This is a genomic window from Flavobacterium aquidurense, assembly GCF_031458035.1.
In the GTDB taxonomy this organism is placed as follows: domain Bacteria; phylum Bacteroidota; class Bacteroidia; order Flavobacteriales; family Flavobacteriaceae; genus Flavobacterium; species Flavobacterium aquidurense_C.
The window spans coordinates 21,261-36,515 of the sequence record NZ_JAVDXR010000001.1 but is presented as its reverse complement, the minus strand read 5'-3'; the positions used below and the strand labels follow the sequence as shown (position 1 = coordinate 36,515).

The 15,255-nt window shown below is 33.4% G+C and carries 11 protein-coding genes and 2 tRNA genes; 10 read left to right on the top strand and 3 right to left on the bottom strand.

Annotation, left to right across the window (positions count from 1 at the left end; genetic code table 11):
- Positions 1-7: 7 nt before the first annotated feature.
- The 4 genes from J2X17_RS00130 (at position 8) to J2X17_RS00115 (ending at position 3,603) form a co-directional block, all read left to right on the top strand.
- On the top strand, positions 8-1,345 hold the full coding sequence (locus J2X17_RS00130; protein WP_310293546.1) for a sensor histidine kinase: 1,338 nt from the start codon (positions 8-10) through the stop codon (positions 1,343-1,345).
- A 105-nt stretch (positions 1,346-1,450) separates the two neighbouring features.
- Positions 1,451-1,633 carry a hypothetical protein gene (locus tag J2X17_RS00125; protein WP_310293544.1) on the top strand — a complete coding sequence of 61 codons (183 nt, stop codon included), beginning with the start codon at positions 1,451-1,453 and terminating at the stop codon, positions 1,631-1,633.
- A gap of 361 nt (positions 1,634-1,994) precedes the next feature.
- Positions 1,995-3,230 carry a metallophosphoesterase gene (locus J2X17_RS00120; protein ID WP_310293541.1) on the top strand — a complete coding sequence of 412 codons (1,236 nt, stop codon included), beginning with the start codon at positions 1,995-1,997 and terminating at the stop codon, positions 3,228-3,230.
- A gap of 70 nt (positions 3,231-3,300) precedes the next feature.
- Positions 3,301-3,603 (top strand): thioredoxin family protein, encoded by a 303-nt coding sequence (locus J2X17_RS00115; protein WP_056190453.1) that lies wholly within the window; start codon positions 3,301-3,303, stop codon positions 3,601-3,603.
- 29 nt (positions 3,604-3,632) lie between these two features.
- Here J2X17_RS00115 and J2X17_RS00110 read toward each other — a convergent pair whose 3' ends face one another.
- Together J2X17_RS00110 and J2X17_RS00105 are read right to left on the bottom strand one after the other, a co-directional pair.
- Positions 3,633-4,271: a polysaccharide deacetylase family protein gene (locus tag J2X17_RS00110; RefSeq protein ID WP_310293537.1), complete on the bottom strand. Its 639-nt coding sequence runs from the start codon at positions 4,269-4,271 to the stop codon at positions 3,633-3,635.
- 93 nt (positions 4,272-4,364) lie between these two features.
- A complete protein-coding gene (locus tag J2X17_RS00105) occupies positions 4,365-7,646 on the bottom strand; it encodes a glycosyltransferase family 117 protein (RefSeq protein ID WP_310293535.1) in 3,282 nt (1,093 codons plus the stop codon).
- Between the two features lie 245 nt (positions 7,647-7,891).
- Between J2X17_RS00105 and J2X17_RS00100 the strand changes: the two genes are divergently transcribed.
- Positions 7,892-7,962, top strand: a tRNA-Gln gene (locus tag J2X17_RS00100).
- 272 nt (positions 7,963-8,234) lie between these two features.
- Positions 8,235-8,305, top strand: a tRNA-Gln gene (locus tag J2X17_RS00095).
- Between the two features lie 74 nt (positions 8,306-8,379).
- On the opposite strand, the gene J2X17_RS00090 is transcribed toward J2X17_RS00095, so the two are convergent.
- Entirely contained in the window at positions 8,380-9,204 is an 825-nt protein-coding gene (locus J2X17_RS00090) for a universal stress protein (RefSeq protein ID WP_310293532.1), read from the bottom strand.
- A 177-nt stretch (positions 9,205-9,381) separates the two neighbouring features.
- Between J2X17_RS00090 and rimP the strand changes: the two genes are divergently transcribed.
- From rimP to J2X17_RS00070, 4 genes are all read left to right on the top strand, one after another.
- The gene (rimP, locus tag J2X17_RS00085; RefSeq protein WP_310293529.1) at positions 9,382-9,846 is read left to right on the top strand and encodes a ribosome assembly cofactor RimP; all 465 of its coding nucleotides are present in this window, start codon (positions 9,382-9,384) and stop codon (positions 9,844-9,846) included.
- A 13-nt stretch (positions 9,847-9,859) separates the two neighbouring features.
- A complete protein-coding gene (gene nusA, locus J2X17_RS00080; protein WP_056190461.1) occupies positions 9,860-11,113 on the top strand; it encodes a transcription termination factor NusA in 1,254 nt (417 codons plus the stop codon).
- 48 nt (positions 11,114-11,161) lie between these two features.
- Positions 11,162-14,038, top strand: coding sequence for a translation initiation factor IF-2 (gene infB, locus J2X17_RS00075; RefSeq protein WP_310293525.1), 2,877 nt, complete (start codon positions 11,162-11,164; stop codon positions 14,036-14,038).
- Positions 14,039-14,121: 83 nt separating this feature from the next.
- Positions 14,122-15,204, top strand: a complete 1,083-nt coding sequence (locus tag J2X17_RS00070) for a hypothetical protein (RefSeq protein ID WP_310293523.1) — start codon at positions 14,122-14,124, stop codon at positions 15,202-15,204.
- The last annotated feature ends 51 nt before the right edge of the window (positions 15,205-15,255 follow it).

The window sequence follows — 15,255 nt, the reverse complement described above, 5'->3', positions numbered from 1 at the left end:
AATTATTGTGAAGATAAAGCATCAATTGGCCATTTTTAATGTACTGACAAGATTGTTGGTGATTTTGATTTTATGGCTGATGCTGCCAATTTTGGTCGAAAATGTTGTTTACAGGCATATCAATAATGGTTTGGTGGAGAAAAAGAAAAAATTCATTGACAATCTCAATCAGGAAGAGATTAATGATTTTATCCAAAATGCCAGTGATTCTACCGAAACATATTCGCAATTTTCAACACTGCACAGCGAATTTTTAGTGCTTTCGAAGATTTCAGGAAAACCAAATGAGAAAAAAACAACTTTCAGTAATGACTTCAGGACTATTGAAGGTGAAGACAATGAATACCGAATCCTCCAATATCAATTTACATATCAAAATCAAGGATATCAATTAGAAATTGGAAGCAGTTTAAGTGAGGTTAATGATCTTACATTTATTATTAGGTTGTTTATTATTGTTGTACTGGTGGTCATTCTTTTGTTTACTTTTCTGGCAGATACATTTTATATCGAATATCTGCTTAAGCCGTTTTATAAAATTATTGATACTAAAATCAGACGTGTCAATGAACCGGAAGCTTTTGATCATACACCAATAAATGCAAGATCACGAGATTTTCGTGAGCTTGATTTGGTGTTAAATCAGATGATGGATCGAATTGCGGAACTTTTCAAAAAAGAAAAACAATTTATATCAAATGTTTCGCACGAACTTCTCACTCCAATTGCTTTGCTTAAAAACAAGTTCGAGAATTTGCTTCAAAATGATTCTTTAGATGATAATGCTGTGGATAAAATTGCAAGTTCTCTAAAAACATTAGATATGCTGAAGAAAATCATCAATAATTTATTGTTGATTTCCAGAATCGAAAACAATCAATATATGGCAAATGAAAATGTAAATTTTCAAGAGATTATAACCGATTTACAAGAAGATCTGCAGGACCGAATTGATGATAAGGGAATTCAGTTCTTAAATAATATGGAACATGATTTTATTTTTAAAGGAAATAAGACGCTGCTTCATATTCTGATTTATAATTTGGTAATCAATGCCATAAAATATAATAAACCAAATGGTAGTATTATAGGTGCAGATGGTTTTATCAACAATCAATATTTTATTTCAATAAAAGATTCGGGTATCGGGATGAATGATTCGCAAATCGAAAACATATTCAACAGATTTACACGAATTAGTTCAGATCAGGATGGTCAAGGGTTAGGGCTTGCGATAGCGGATAGTATTGCTGTTTTTCATCATATCAAAATTATAGTTAATTCTCAAATTAATGAAGGAACGACTTTTACATTGATGTTTCCGGAAACGGCAAAATATAATTAAAAGTTAATTTTTCCTGAAAGATTCAATCTTCATCTTGTCTTCATTTCACGATTATATCTTTGAGGTATAATAAATGAAATAATAACAATCATAAAAACTTGAATCATGAAAAAATTAGTAATGTTAGCAGTAGCTGTTTTAGGAACAACTGCAATGGTAAGCGCTCAAACAACTCCAGCTCAAACAACTCCGGTAAAAGAAGCTAAAGCTCCTAAAAAAGACAAAAAAGCAGACACAAAAGCTAAAAAAGCAGAAGCTAAGCCAGCAGCGGAAAAAGCTCAAAAATAATATAGCATAAGTTTCTTCGTAGACTTTGTTGTGGATTAAAAGGTTTTAAAAAATTTGGTAGGAGAAAAGCTGGCGGAGAAATCGGTCAGCTTTTTTTGCTTTATCATAAAGTCACAAGTCAAATGTCATAAATTTTTTAAAGTCCCATACTTACTGACTTGTGCTCATTTTTATTTTCACCTTAAAGTGTACTCAAAAGCGTGTAAAGTCAATATTGACAAAGTCTTTTGGCTTTGTCCCGTCCCGAAGCTTCAGGATCGGGATTGACTTGCGACTATTGGGTATTATTTGAGTTAAATTTTTTATAATAAAAAGCAATAGAATTTTCATTCTTTGTTACTTTGCTTAAAACATATAACTAATGATCCTTCGTTTTGTAATTCTCTGTACCTTTTTCTTATTTATTGAGTTTTATTCTTATCAAGCCTTCCGAACCTTAATCAAATTAAGATGGGTTTTGATCAGTTATCAGGTTATAAGTTTACTGCTGCTGATTTTTATCATTTATTCTTTTTCGCAAGTAGATCGTTCTGTGGGGCAGACAAAGCAATTCATGTTTACCACTGGTTTGATGTTAATGATTTATGTGCCGAAAATTGTGCTTACTCTTGTAATGTTTGGGGAAGATATTTTCAGAATTGGAGCAAGTATTTTGAATTATTTCATTTATAATACGCCAAGAAAAGAAATGATGCCAGACAGACGAAAGTTTATTAGTCAAATCGCGTTAGGTTTGGCAGCTGTACCATTTTTGTCTCTGATTTACGGAATTTTTGAAGGAAAATATAATTTTAAAGTAATCAAACAAACGGTCTTTTTTCCTGACTTGCCAGATGCTTTTGACGGTTTTAGAATTACTCAGATTTCTGATGTTCACAGTGGCAGTTTTGATAATCCTGAAAAAATCAATTACGCAATAGATTTGATTAATGCCCAGGAAGCTGATATGATTTTGTTTACAGGAGATATCGTAAATACACATGCGAAGGAAATGCATCCGTGGCTGGAAACTTTTAATCGCATAAAAGATTATAAATACGGGAAATTTTCAGTTTTAGGGAATCATGATTATGGAGAATATGTTACCTGGCCATCTGAACAGAAAAAAGAAGAAAATTTTGAAGCAATCAAGAAACTTTATGGTCAAATTGGATTCAAATTAATGCTAAACGAACATACTTATATTCAGAAAGGTGAGGATAAAATTGCTTTGATCGGAGTTGAGAATTGGGGCGTTAACTTTAAAAAAGCCGGTGATCTAAATAAAGCATCTCAAGATGTTCATCAGAATGATTTTAAAGTTTTAATGAGCCACGACCCAAGTCATTGGGAAGCTGAAATTAAAAACCATCCTAAAAACTTTCATTTAACATTGGCAGGCCATACGCATGGAATGCAGTTTGGTATCGAAATCCCGGGATATTTTAAGTGGAGTCTTGCACAATATATTTACAAACAATGGGCTGGATTGTACGAAAATGTTGGTCGTTACGTTTATGTTAATCGTGGTTTTGGTTTTCATGCCTATCCGGGACGAGTTGGTATTATGCCTGAAATAACAGTCATTGAACTAAAAAAAGGCAACAATGTGGCTTAATTCGTTAAAAATGCTACATTTGTATTAATTATCTCTTTTTAATAGATTAAAAGAATTAAATTTTTGGTTTATGTCAAAATTTGGAGAACTTATAAATGCTCAAGTTCCAGTGTTAATAGACTTTTACACAGATTGGAACGAATCATCCGTATCAATGCATCCAGTTATCAAGGATGTAGCTGCGGCACTTGGCGATAAAGCTAAAGTGATAAAAATTGATGTAGATAAAAATCAGGAACTTGCTGAAGCCTTGCGTATAAAAGGTCTTCCGACTTTAATGATTTATAAGGAAGGGCAAATGATCTGGAGGCAATCAGGAGAACTGGATGCCAATACGATTATCGGAATTGTTCAGGATCAATTCAGTATCTAATTAAAAATTTCCTCTTAGTTGGTATTGTTTTAATGAATAATATCAAACTTATATCCGTTTTCTTTTAAAAAATGTAAAGTTTTAGGTAACGCAAATTTTAAGTTTTGCGATGCTTTAATACTGTCATGAAATACAATCACACTTCCTGATTTCACATTTTTAGTTACATTTTCAAGACATTTTTCAGGAGTTATACTCTGATCGAAATCGGCACTCAAAACATCCCACATTACTATTTTGTAACCTAAATTTCGCAATATTTTAGATTGCTGTTTTTTAATTTTCCCGTAAGGAGGACGAAATAATAGGGTTTCAGTGCTTTTTTCTTCGGCTAAAATACTGGCACAATTTATTACATTTTCGATATATTCGTCATTTTGACTTTTCCATCCATTAATGTGATTCATGGTGTGATTGCCAATACAATGCCCTTCAGTAATTACTTTTTTAAATAATGAAAAGTTAGTTTTGATATTCTTTCCAATACAAAAGAAAGTAGCTTTTGCGTCAAATTTTTTCAATTCTGATAAAACCCAGTCTGTAATTTCAGGAGTTGGCCCATCATCAAATGTGAGGTATATTTTCTTTTCATTGTTTGGAATGTCCCAACAATATTTAGAAAACACCGTTTTTATGAATGAATTTGTTTTTACCCAATAAAAGCTCATGATGAGATAATTTTAGAGATATGTAAAAATAAAAAATGCAACGCTATTTAACTATAGGCGTTGCATTTTTTTAATCAGTATATTTTTCGTATTTTATTCTTTTTCTCTTCCAAAACGTTCGAAAACATTTACATAAGTATTAAAAGTGACTTTATGCTTTTCATAAAATGCTTTGTCTTTATTGTGTTCCATAACCTGTAAAAGGCTTCTGTAGCGTTCGATATCAGTAATAATATCCATTGCTAAATCGGTTTGGTCTCCTGGCGTCAGTGTTGCGTAATAATTTAGGTTCTCTTTATACTTTTGAACTAGTTTATTAAGCAGATCATGAGCTTTAGCAGTTTCTCCGACTTTGTAATAGTTATCTGCAAATGGTTCAACTAGTGAATAGTATCCAAATTTATCCACAGGTAATTTGGTCATTGCCAAATTGATAATATTTTTTGCTTTGTCTATTTTACCTTCAGCAATCAATTCCTGTGTTAAGCGAGATAAATTAGTGCGGTATGTAATGCTGTTTCTTCTGGTTTCAGGATCGTGGTATATTTTATTACTATCACTATTGCCCCAATCCCATTTCATTACAATATCATACATTTTATCGGCGTCAATTTGTCCCATATCCATTGGTCCGCCATCTTTTGATGGAACGTTTTTAATTGGAACTAATTTATACACCATTCCGTCTAATTGTAAATAATCTTTTAGCCATAAATAATCTTCATCGTCAAAAGCACCACCACTAAAATAAATTGGTCTTTTCCAGTTGTTATTGGCTAAAATATCAAGCATCATTAAACGATTTTTATAGATCGCACTTCCTTTGATGTCAATATCTATGTACGGAACGATAGAATCGTTGTATTTAGGGTTGACAACTTTGTTTTTGATGATTAGATTTTTATCAACTGGGACTCTAATCTTATTAGTTGGATAAAAATGGATCGTTTGTCCGTTTTGTAAACCTACTGTCGATTTCGGGTTTTTAATAAAACTAATAAAGTCATTAATGTTCCAGCGAGTATCTATTTTCTGAATGTAAGCAACGTAGTCCAATTTGTCCCCTACATATTCATCATGTTGGAATGATATTGGTAGTGGAGCAGATTCGTACGATTTTGCTTTCATCTGATCAATATACCAATCCGTCATAAATAGACTTGTATTTACAATTTTTACGTCTGTCCTGATACCTTCGATCTCTTGCGCATACCATAGGGGAAAAGTATCATTATCGCCAATGGTAAACAGGATAGCATTTTTATCACATGAATTCAAATAGGCTTTTGCCATTGAAACCGCAGTATATCTATTGGATCTGTCGTGATCATCCCAGTTTTGAGATGCCATTAAAATTGGGGCAGCTAAAAAACTTGCCGCAATAATAACTGGTCCTGCAATTTTTGGAGCAATATATTTCTGAATGCTTTCATATAATGAATAAACTCCAAATCCTATCCAGATGGCAAATACATAAAATGAACCCACAAGTGCATAATCTCTTTCACGAGGCTCAAAAGGTCTTTCGTTCAGGTAGATTTTTAATGCAATTCCAGTAAATAAAAATAACGCTAAAAGCACATAAAAGCTTTTAAGGTCTTTGTTTGCATGATACATTAAGCCAATAAGTCCTAGAATAAACGGCAAGAAAAAGTAAACATTTCTTCCTTTGTTGTTTAAAACATCACTAGGTAAATTATCCTGAGATCCCAAGTGTAACGAATCAAGAGCTTTGATTCCGCTGATCCAGTTTCCATCTAAATTATCGTATTTACCTTGTTCGTCACTTTGACGTCCAACGAAATTCCACATTAAATATCTCCAGTACATGTATCCAAATTGATATTCGAACATAAAGCTGAAATTATCTACAGTTGTAGGTTTTTCGATAATTAAATAGTCGCTGTAGCTTCTTAAAAACTTAACGTAACCTTCGTTGTCAATTTGTTTTTGAGCATAAGCTGTTCTGAATTCAGAAATTGTTTTTTCAACTTCATTACGAATCTGAGCAATAGCTTTGTTGTATTCTTCTTCGCTTAGCTGTGCTGGATCGATTCCGTATTTTCCTAATTCCTGCTCATAATCATACTCAGGATTTATTCTGAATTTTGGAGGATTTGTAAAATTGATGTAATTCTGAATATGGTTTGTTTCGGTACTCCACATTCTTGGCAGAATCGTTTTTTGATTGTCGTCAGAGTTTTGTTCTGCGTTTTTGTAGTTATTGGTAATGATATATTTACCAGTTTTATAATCTCTTTCGTAGTTTGGTTTTTTATCCAAATAAGGTGTTTTTGCATCAAGACCGGCAAAAACTTCTGTGTACTGAGGACCGTAGAACAATGGGTTTACACCATATTGTTCACGATTATAATATGCTAGGACTTCAGTTGCATCAGATGGTTTGTTTTCGTTGATTACGGTGTTTGCGTTAGCACGAACAGGCAGCATTATCCAGGTTGAAAAACCAATTAGAATGAATAAAATACAAAGTATAATAGTATTGTAGAAAACCAATCCTTTTTGTTTTGTGTATTTCAATCCAAAATAAAAGAAAGCGATAAAAATTAAACCAACAAAAATAGTTCCTGAATTAAAAGGCAATCCCATGCTGTTCACCATGAAAACTTCAGTTTTACCAAAGAATGCCATAGTTAAAGGTAAAAGCAATTTGAAGATAAATAATAAAATCGCAATTACTACTGCATTTGCAATGATGAAATTTTTGATGGTAACTTTCTCATAGTGTTTAAAATAGTATAAGAAACCAATTGCGGGAATTGTCAATAATGCCATGAAGTGAACTCCAAATGAAAGTCCGACAACAAGCGAAATGATTAATAACCATTTATTTCCTTTTGGTTGATCCATGTCCTGTTCCCAACGAAGACCAAGCCAAAAAAGCAATGCAATTAATAGTGAGGCCATTGCGTAAACTTCGGCTTCAACAGCATTAAACCAAAAACTGTCTGAGAAAGTATAGGCTAAAGCACCAACAAAAGAACTTCCTAAAATAACAATTGAATTATTTTGATCAATTTCGGCAAAACGAGCGACGATTTTTTTCAAAATCATAGAGGATGACCAAAACATAAATAGAATAGTAAAGGCACTTGAAAAAACAGACATCATATTTACCATTAATGCGATGTGCTGATTATCTATAGCAAACATTGCAAAAAAGGCGCCCATCATCTGGAATAAAGGCGCTCCCGGAGGGTGACCAACTTCTAGTTTAGCGGCTGTTGCGATATATTCGCCGCAATCCCAAAAGCTCATGGTAGGTTCAACAGTTAGTGTATAGGTAATTAGAGCGATTGCAAATGCAAACCAACCAATAATTGTATTCCATTTATTGAAATTGAATTGTGCCATATTTAGGTGTTAAAATTTTGTTTGTTTTTTGTTCTACAAAGAAAATGTTTTTTTGTTTAAAGAAACGAGCATTAACATAAAATTCTGCAAAACTATTTGATAAAAGTAACGTGTTGTTTGTGAAATACTTGCGGAATAAGTAAGGGTTTTAGAGGAAAAAAAATGAGGGAAAAAGATTTTTTTTAGCAAAAAAGTTTGCGTAAACTAAAAAAAGCTTTAAATTTGCACTCGCTTAACAGCATTGCTGGTCTATGGTGTAATGGTAACACAACTGTTTTTGGTGCAGTCTTTCTAGGTTCGAGTCCTAGTAGACCAACATGAAAGCCTCTCAATCGAGAGGCTTTTTTTATGTCCTAATTTTTCTGGATAATTTTAATTTTTTTTGCGATTCAGTATTAAAGGGAGGATTGGTAGAACAAAGATGAGGCAAGGAAACGTATGGGATGATCGGATTGTGGTTTACAAAAAAAAATAAATGCAAGAACAGGCTGATAAGCAATGTTTTGTGAATCTTTGTTGATGCTTCTGTTGAAAAAGTTTGCGCAAACTAAAAAAAGCTTTAAATTTGCACTCGCTTAACAGCGCTGCTGGTCTATGGTGTAATGGTAACACAACTGTTTTTGGTGCAGTCTTTCTAGGTTCGAGTCCTAGTAGACCAACGTAAAAGCCTCTCAATCGAGAGGCTTTTTTTATGCAATAAATTTAAGTGAATCCCGAAAGTGAAGGGAATTATTTAGATTTTTAACGTAATAACAGGTCTCACGGCGTGATTTACTAAGCCTTCGCTAATACTTCCGTTAAAGAAATGTGCAAAACCAGTTCGGCCGTGTGTACACATTCCGATAATATCTGCGTTTATGCTGTTTGCAAAATTGATAATTCCTTTTTCAATATTAGTGTCGTTGTAGATGTGGGTGGTGTAATCGCTTATGTTAAATTCAGTTATGAATTCATTCATGGCTTTTTCAATTACGTGAGTTGGTTTAAAGCTATTGGGTGTACAGATTGTAACCAGATGTATTTTTGATTCAAAAAATTTAGTGAAGTTTAATAGTTTTTCGAATGGTTTTTTGGTTTCCTCAGAAAAATCCGATGCAAAAACAATGTTGTTTATTTTAAAACTTGAAATTTCTTTTTTAATAACTAAAACTGGGATTTCCGAATTTCTAACAACTTTTTCGGTATTAGAGCCAATTAATAATTCTTCAACGCCAGAAGAGCCATGCGAGCCCATGATAATTAAGTCAACATCATAATCTTTGCTTACTTGTGTGATTCCATGAATTGGTTTATCTATTTTGACAATTTCTGTTACTGGAATTCCATCTAAATAGGGTCTTGATGAGATTTCGTCCAGCATTTCGTTTGCTTTTTTCATGAATAGCATTGTCTCTGGAATGCTTGTGCTGCCTAATATGGCATCGTTCATTTGGTGTGGGAGCTCAAGCAGGTGTAAAACGATTATTTCCGAATCATTTTTTTGGGCAATTTGGGCGGCAACTTTTAGGGCATCTTCAGCATGTTCTGAAAAGTCAGTAGGGACTAAAATTCGTTTCATAATTTTTTGAGGTTAAATTATTTGAAAAATCCGTTATTTTAATGCTTCCATAAAGATAAGAAATATTTTTAGAGCAATCTATTTATTTTGATTTATAAAAAAAACACTATATTTGCACCGTTATTTATTAAAATCTAAATAATGAGGGGACTAAGTGTCCCCTCTTTTTATAAAATTATGACATTTAAAGAAAAAGTAAACGGATTAATTGAAGAAGCTATTCTGGAAAAGCCATCAATCTTTTTGATTGACTTGTCTATTTCGGATTCTTTCAAAATTAGTGTTGGTTTAGACGGAGATAATGGAGTGGCGCTGCAGGATTGTATTGATGTTAGTCGTGCAATCGAGAATAATCTGGATCGTGAAGAGCAGGATTTTTCGCTTGAAGTAGCATCGGTGGGAGTAGGATCACCTCTGAAAATGACAAGGCAATACAAGAAAAATATTGGTAGAACATTGATTGTTACTACAAATACTGAAAAAATTGAAGCAGAATTAGTAGAAGCTAACGATGTTTTTATAATTTTGTCTTGGAAAGCAAGAGAACCGAAAAAAGTAGGAAAAGGAAAAGAAACAGTTCAAAAAGAGCAACAAATACCTTATACAGAAATTAAAGAGGCAATTGTTACAGTAACATTTTAATTAAAGAATTCGCATGGAAAATTTAGCATTAATCGATTCATTCTCAGAGTTTAAAGATAATAAACTTATTGATCGTGTAACGCTTATGGCAATTTTAGAGGACGTGTTTAGAAATGCATTAAAGAAAAAATACGGTTCTGATGATAACTTCGACATCATTATAAATCCTGATAAAGGAGATATGGAGATATGGAGAAGAAGAGTAATCGTTGCTGACGAAGATCTTGATTTTGAAAACGAAGAAATTACCTTGACTGAAGCAAGAATGATCGAAGCGGATTTTGAAATTGGTGAAGAAGTTTCTGAAGAGGTTAAATTAATTGACTTAGGAAGAAGAGCTATTTTGGCTTTGCGTCAAAACTTAATATCTAAAATTCACGAACACGATAATACAAATCTTTACAAGCAATTTAAAGATATTATCGGTGATATTTATACTGCCGAAGTGCACCATGTACGTCCTAGAGTAGTTATCTTAGTTGATGATGAAGGAAACGAAATTGTGCTTCCGAAAGAAAAACAAATTCCATCTGACTTTTTCCGTAAAGGAGATAATGTTCGTGGAATTATTGAAAGCGTTGAATTAAAAGGAAATAAACCTCAAATTATCATGTCTAGAACTTCTGAGAAGTTTTTAGAGAAATTGTTTGAACAAGAAATCCCTGAAGTATTTGACGGATTGATTACAGTTAAAAATGTAGTGCGTATTCCTGGTGAAAAAGCTAAAGTAGCGGTAGATTCTTATGATGACAGAATTGATCCTGTTGGAGCTTGTGTTGGTATGAAGGGATCTCGTATTCACGGAATTGTTCGTGAATTAGGAAACGAAAATATTGACGTTATCAATTATACAAGCAATATTCAATTGTTTATTACAAGAGCTTTAAGTCCTGCAAAAGTTTCTTCTATCAAAATTGATGAAGAAAATAAAAGAGCTGAAGTTTTCTTGAAATTAGAAGAAGTTTCTAAAGCAATTGGTAGAGGAGGTCACAATATTAAATTAGCGGGCCAGCTAACAGGTTACGAATTAGATGTTATTCGTGAAGGAGATGTTGCAGGAGCAACGGCTGATGAAGACGATGTTGAATTAACAGAGTTTTCAGATGAAATCGAAGACTGGGTAATTGAAGAATTTGCTAAAATAGGTTTGGATACTGCAAAAAGTATTTTAAAACAAGAAGTAGAAGATTTAGTAAGAAGAACGGATTTAGAAGAGGAAACTATTCTTGACGTTATGAAAATACTAAAAGAAGAGTTTGATAACTAATTATCTGCTCTAACAACACAACGAAAAAGGTAATAATAAAAAGGTTATATGTCTGAAGAGAGAGTAATAAGAATAAACAAGGTTTTAAGGGAATTAAATATTTCGTTAGAAAGAGCTGTTGATTATCTAAAAGATAAGGGAATTGCCATTGATGCAAATCCTAATGCGAAAATTTCTGATAGCGAATTTAATATCCTACAAAGCCAATTTGCGGGCGATAAGGGGAATAAGGAAGCTTCTAAAGAGGTAGGAGAAGAGAAAAGAAAAGAGAAAGAAGCATTACGTGTTGAACGTGAGAAAGAAATTGAGGACAAACGCAGACAAGACGAAGAGCGCCAAAAACAGCAAGAGATTATAAAAGCGAGAGCTGTAGTAACCGGACCTGTTCAAGTTGGTAAAATTGATTTAAATCCGAAGAAACCTGCAGCTGTTTCTACTCCTTCTGAGGAACCAGTTAAAACTGAAGAGCCAAAAGCAGTTGTTACTCCAACTCAACCAGAAGAACCTGTTCAAAAAGAAATTGTACAGCCTGAGCCAGTTGCTCCTGTAGTTTCTGAAGAGAAAAAGGTAGAAAAGCCAATTATTACTGAGAAAAAAGAAGTAAAAGCTGAAGCTCCTAAAGTAGCGCAAGAACCTGTTGTTTCAACTGACCCTGCAACTGCTGAGGAAACTATCACTACACAATATCAAAAATTATCAGGAACTACTTTAACTGGGCAAACAATTGATTTATCTCAATTTAACAAGCCTAAGAAAAAGAAAGAAGATCCAAAGATAACTCCTAATAAACCGGGAGCTCCAGGGGCTGGAAACAACGCTAATAAAAATAAGCGTAAAAGAATTGCTCCTAAGCCAGGAGCACCGGGTGCACCAAAACCTGCAACAGGTAATGCACCGGGAACTCCAAATCCTAATAAAATTACACCAAATACCGGTGGCGGAGGTTTTAATGCTAACAGAAGTGCAAGACCAGGTTTTGTAAAAGGAAACCGTCCTGCTATTGTTGCTAAAGTGGAGCCTACTGAAGAGGAAGTAAAAAATCAAATTAGAGAGACTCTTGAAAAACTTCAGGGTAAAGGTGGTAAATCTAAAGCTGCTAAATACAGAAGAGATAAAAGAGAAACACACCGTCAGAAATCTGATGATGAGCAAAGAGCGCTTGACGAAGGAAGTAAAACTATTAAAGTTACTGAGTTTGTTACTGTAGGTGAAATTGCAATTATGATGGATGTGCCGATTACTAAAGTAATTGGAACTTGTATGTCTCTTGGTATCATGGTTACCATGAACCAGCGTTTAGATGCTGAAACATTAACTATTGTAGCTGATGAGTTTGGTTACGAAGTTGAGTTTATCACAGTTGATATCGAAGAAGCTATCGAGGTAGTTGAAGATAAAGAAGAAGACTTAGTGGTTAGAGCGCCAATTGTTACTGTAATGGGTCACGTCGATCACGGTAAAACATCTTTACTGGATTATATCCGTAAAGAAAATGTTATCGCTGGTGAGTCTGGAGGTATTACACAGCATATTGGAGCATACGGCGTAACTTTAGATAATGGTCAAAAAATCGCATTCTTAGATACACCGGGTCACGAGGCGTTTACCGCGATGCGTGCACGTGGAGCTCAGGTTACCGATATTGCTATTATTGTTGTTGCTGCGGATGATGATATCATGCCACAAACAAAAGAAGCTATTTCTCACGCACAAGCTGCGGGAGTGCCAATTATATTTGCAATCAATAAAATTGATAAGCCAAATGCTAATGTTGAGAAAATCAAAGAGCGTTTAGCTAGCATGAATTTACTTGTAGAAGATTGGGGTGGAAAAATTCAGTCACATGATATTTCTGCAAAAGTTGGAACAGGTGTAAAAGAATTATTAGAGAAAGTATTATTGGAAGCAGAGATTTTAGATTTAAAATCAAATCCTAATAAAGCAGCTCAGGGAACTGTGGTTGAGGCTTTCTTAGATAAAGGAAAAGGATATGTTTCTACGATTTTAGTTCAACACGGAACTTTAAAAGTTGGAGATTATATGTTGGCTGGTAAGCATCATGGTAAAATTAAAGCCATGCATGATGAAAGAGGGCATATTGTTAAAGAAGCTGGTCCTTCGACTCCGGTATCTGTTTTAGGTCTTGATGGAGCTGCAACGGCAGGTGATAAATTCAACGTTTTTGAAGATGAGAAAGAAGCAAAACAAATTGCCTCTAAACGTTCTCAATTAATGCGTGAACAATCTGTACGTACACAACGTCATATTACACTTGATGAGATTGGTCGTCGTATCGCTCTTGGTCAGTTTAAAGAATTGAACGTAATTCTTAAAGGAGACGTTGATGGATCTGTTGAGGCATTATCAGATTCGTTCTCTAAACTTTCTACTGAAGAAATTCAAATTAATATTATCCATAAAGGTGTTGGTGCAATTACGGAGACTGACGTTATGTTGGCTTCTGCATCTGATGCAATCATTATCGGATTTAATGTTCGTCCTGCAGGAAATGCTAGACAACTTGCTGATAAAGAAGAAATCGATATCCGTTACTATTCTATTATCTACGCTGCTATCGATGACTTGAAAGATGCAATGGAAGGAATGTTAGCTCCTGAGATGAAAGAAGAAATTTTAGGAACAGCTGAAATTCGTGAGATTTTCAAAATTTCTAAAGTTGGTTCGATCGCTGGTTGTATGGTAATGGATGGTAAAATCATGAGATCTTCTAAAATTAGAGTTATCAGAGATGGAGTAGTAGTACATACAGGTGAACTTGTGGCATTAAAACGTTTCAAGGATGATGTTAAGGAAGTTTCTAAAGGTTACGATTGTGGTATTCAGATAAAAGGTTACAACGACATCGAAGAAAGAGATGTTATTGAGGCTTACCATGAAGTTGCAATTAAGAAAAAATTGAAATAATATTCAATAATTATATTTTAAAGTCCCAATGAAAATTGGGACTTTTTTATTTATTTTCGTCTCAGTTAATTTTGTTTTATCCCATGAAAAATTTCGTTTTTATATTCTTCTTCCTTATTTCTGTTTCTTATTCACAAAATGATTCTAAGTTTTTGATTTCTTTAGAAAGCTCAAATAATACACAAATCGAAGGCGATTTTTATATCAATAAAATTTATGATGGCAGACAAGTGAAAGGTAATATTGGAACAGTGCAAAGAAGTCTTTTTAATACTAAAGTTTTGGCTGATTTTAAAAAGCCCGTTGTTGAAGAATTAAGTGATTTTTTGAATGTCTGTTATCCAAAAACGGATAATAAGAAAGCAATCGATATTAGAATTGATGAGTTATATGTTTCTGAAGTTACCCAGTCTAATAAAGAAACGGGTTATGCAAATGTAGTTTTAGACATAATTGAAAATAGAAATGGTCAGGATATTATCGTAGGTAATTTTTCTTCAACTGTTGAAGGGAACGGGATAGATGTTACAAGTAAACATGGTCAGAGATTGATAGAGGCGATAAATAATTGTTTCAGGTTTTACAAGGAACTAAATGATGCTGATAAAATAAATATAATATTTGATCCTGAAAAAAAGATTGATGATGTAATGCCAAATGATATTAAAGAAGGGGTGTATGTGAATTATATGGATTTATTTGAAGGTAAATCATTAAATCTTGAAGCTTTTACCGTTACTAGTTACGATGGAAGAAAGTGTCTTCTAAATAATAAAACTGGAAAATTAGAAAATAGTTTTTACGGTTTCAATGATGGACAGAGTTTTTATATTAATTTGTTTCGTTTCTCTGTGGTTAAATTGTATGCAAAAACCGAAGTAATGGGAGATTATTATTTTATTGATTCGATTAAAACTAATTCTGTTGATTATGCTGCGATTGCAGTTTTGTATGGAGGAGGTCTCGCGTCCTTATTGTTTCCTGATTTGAATGAAACAGAAATTCCTTTGCTTTTAGATAGAGTGTCTGGTGTACCCGTGTTGTTGACTAATAAATATATGGTTAATTTGCTTTCTGCAAACAAAGAATTGTTGAAAGAGTACAGAAGAACATCCAGAGCAGCTGCGGATAAGAAAGTTTTTTATAAAAAGTATTTTAATTTTTGAAAAAAGAATGACCCTGTAAATCTTAAAAAAAAATGTTAATGCATAAAAAAA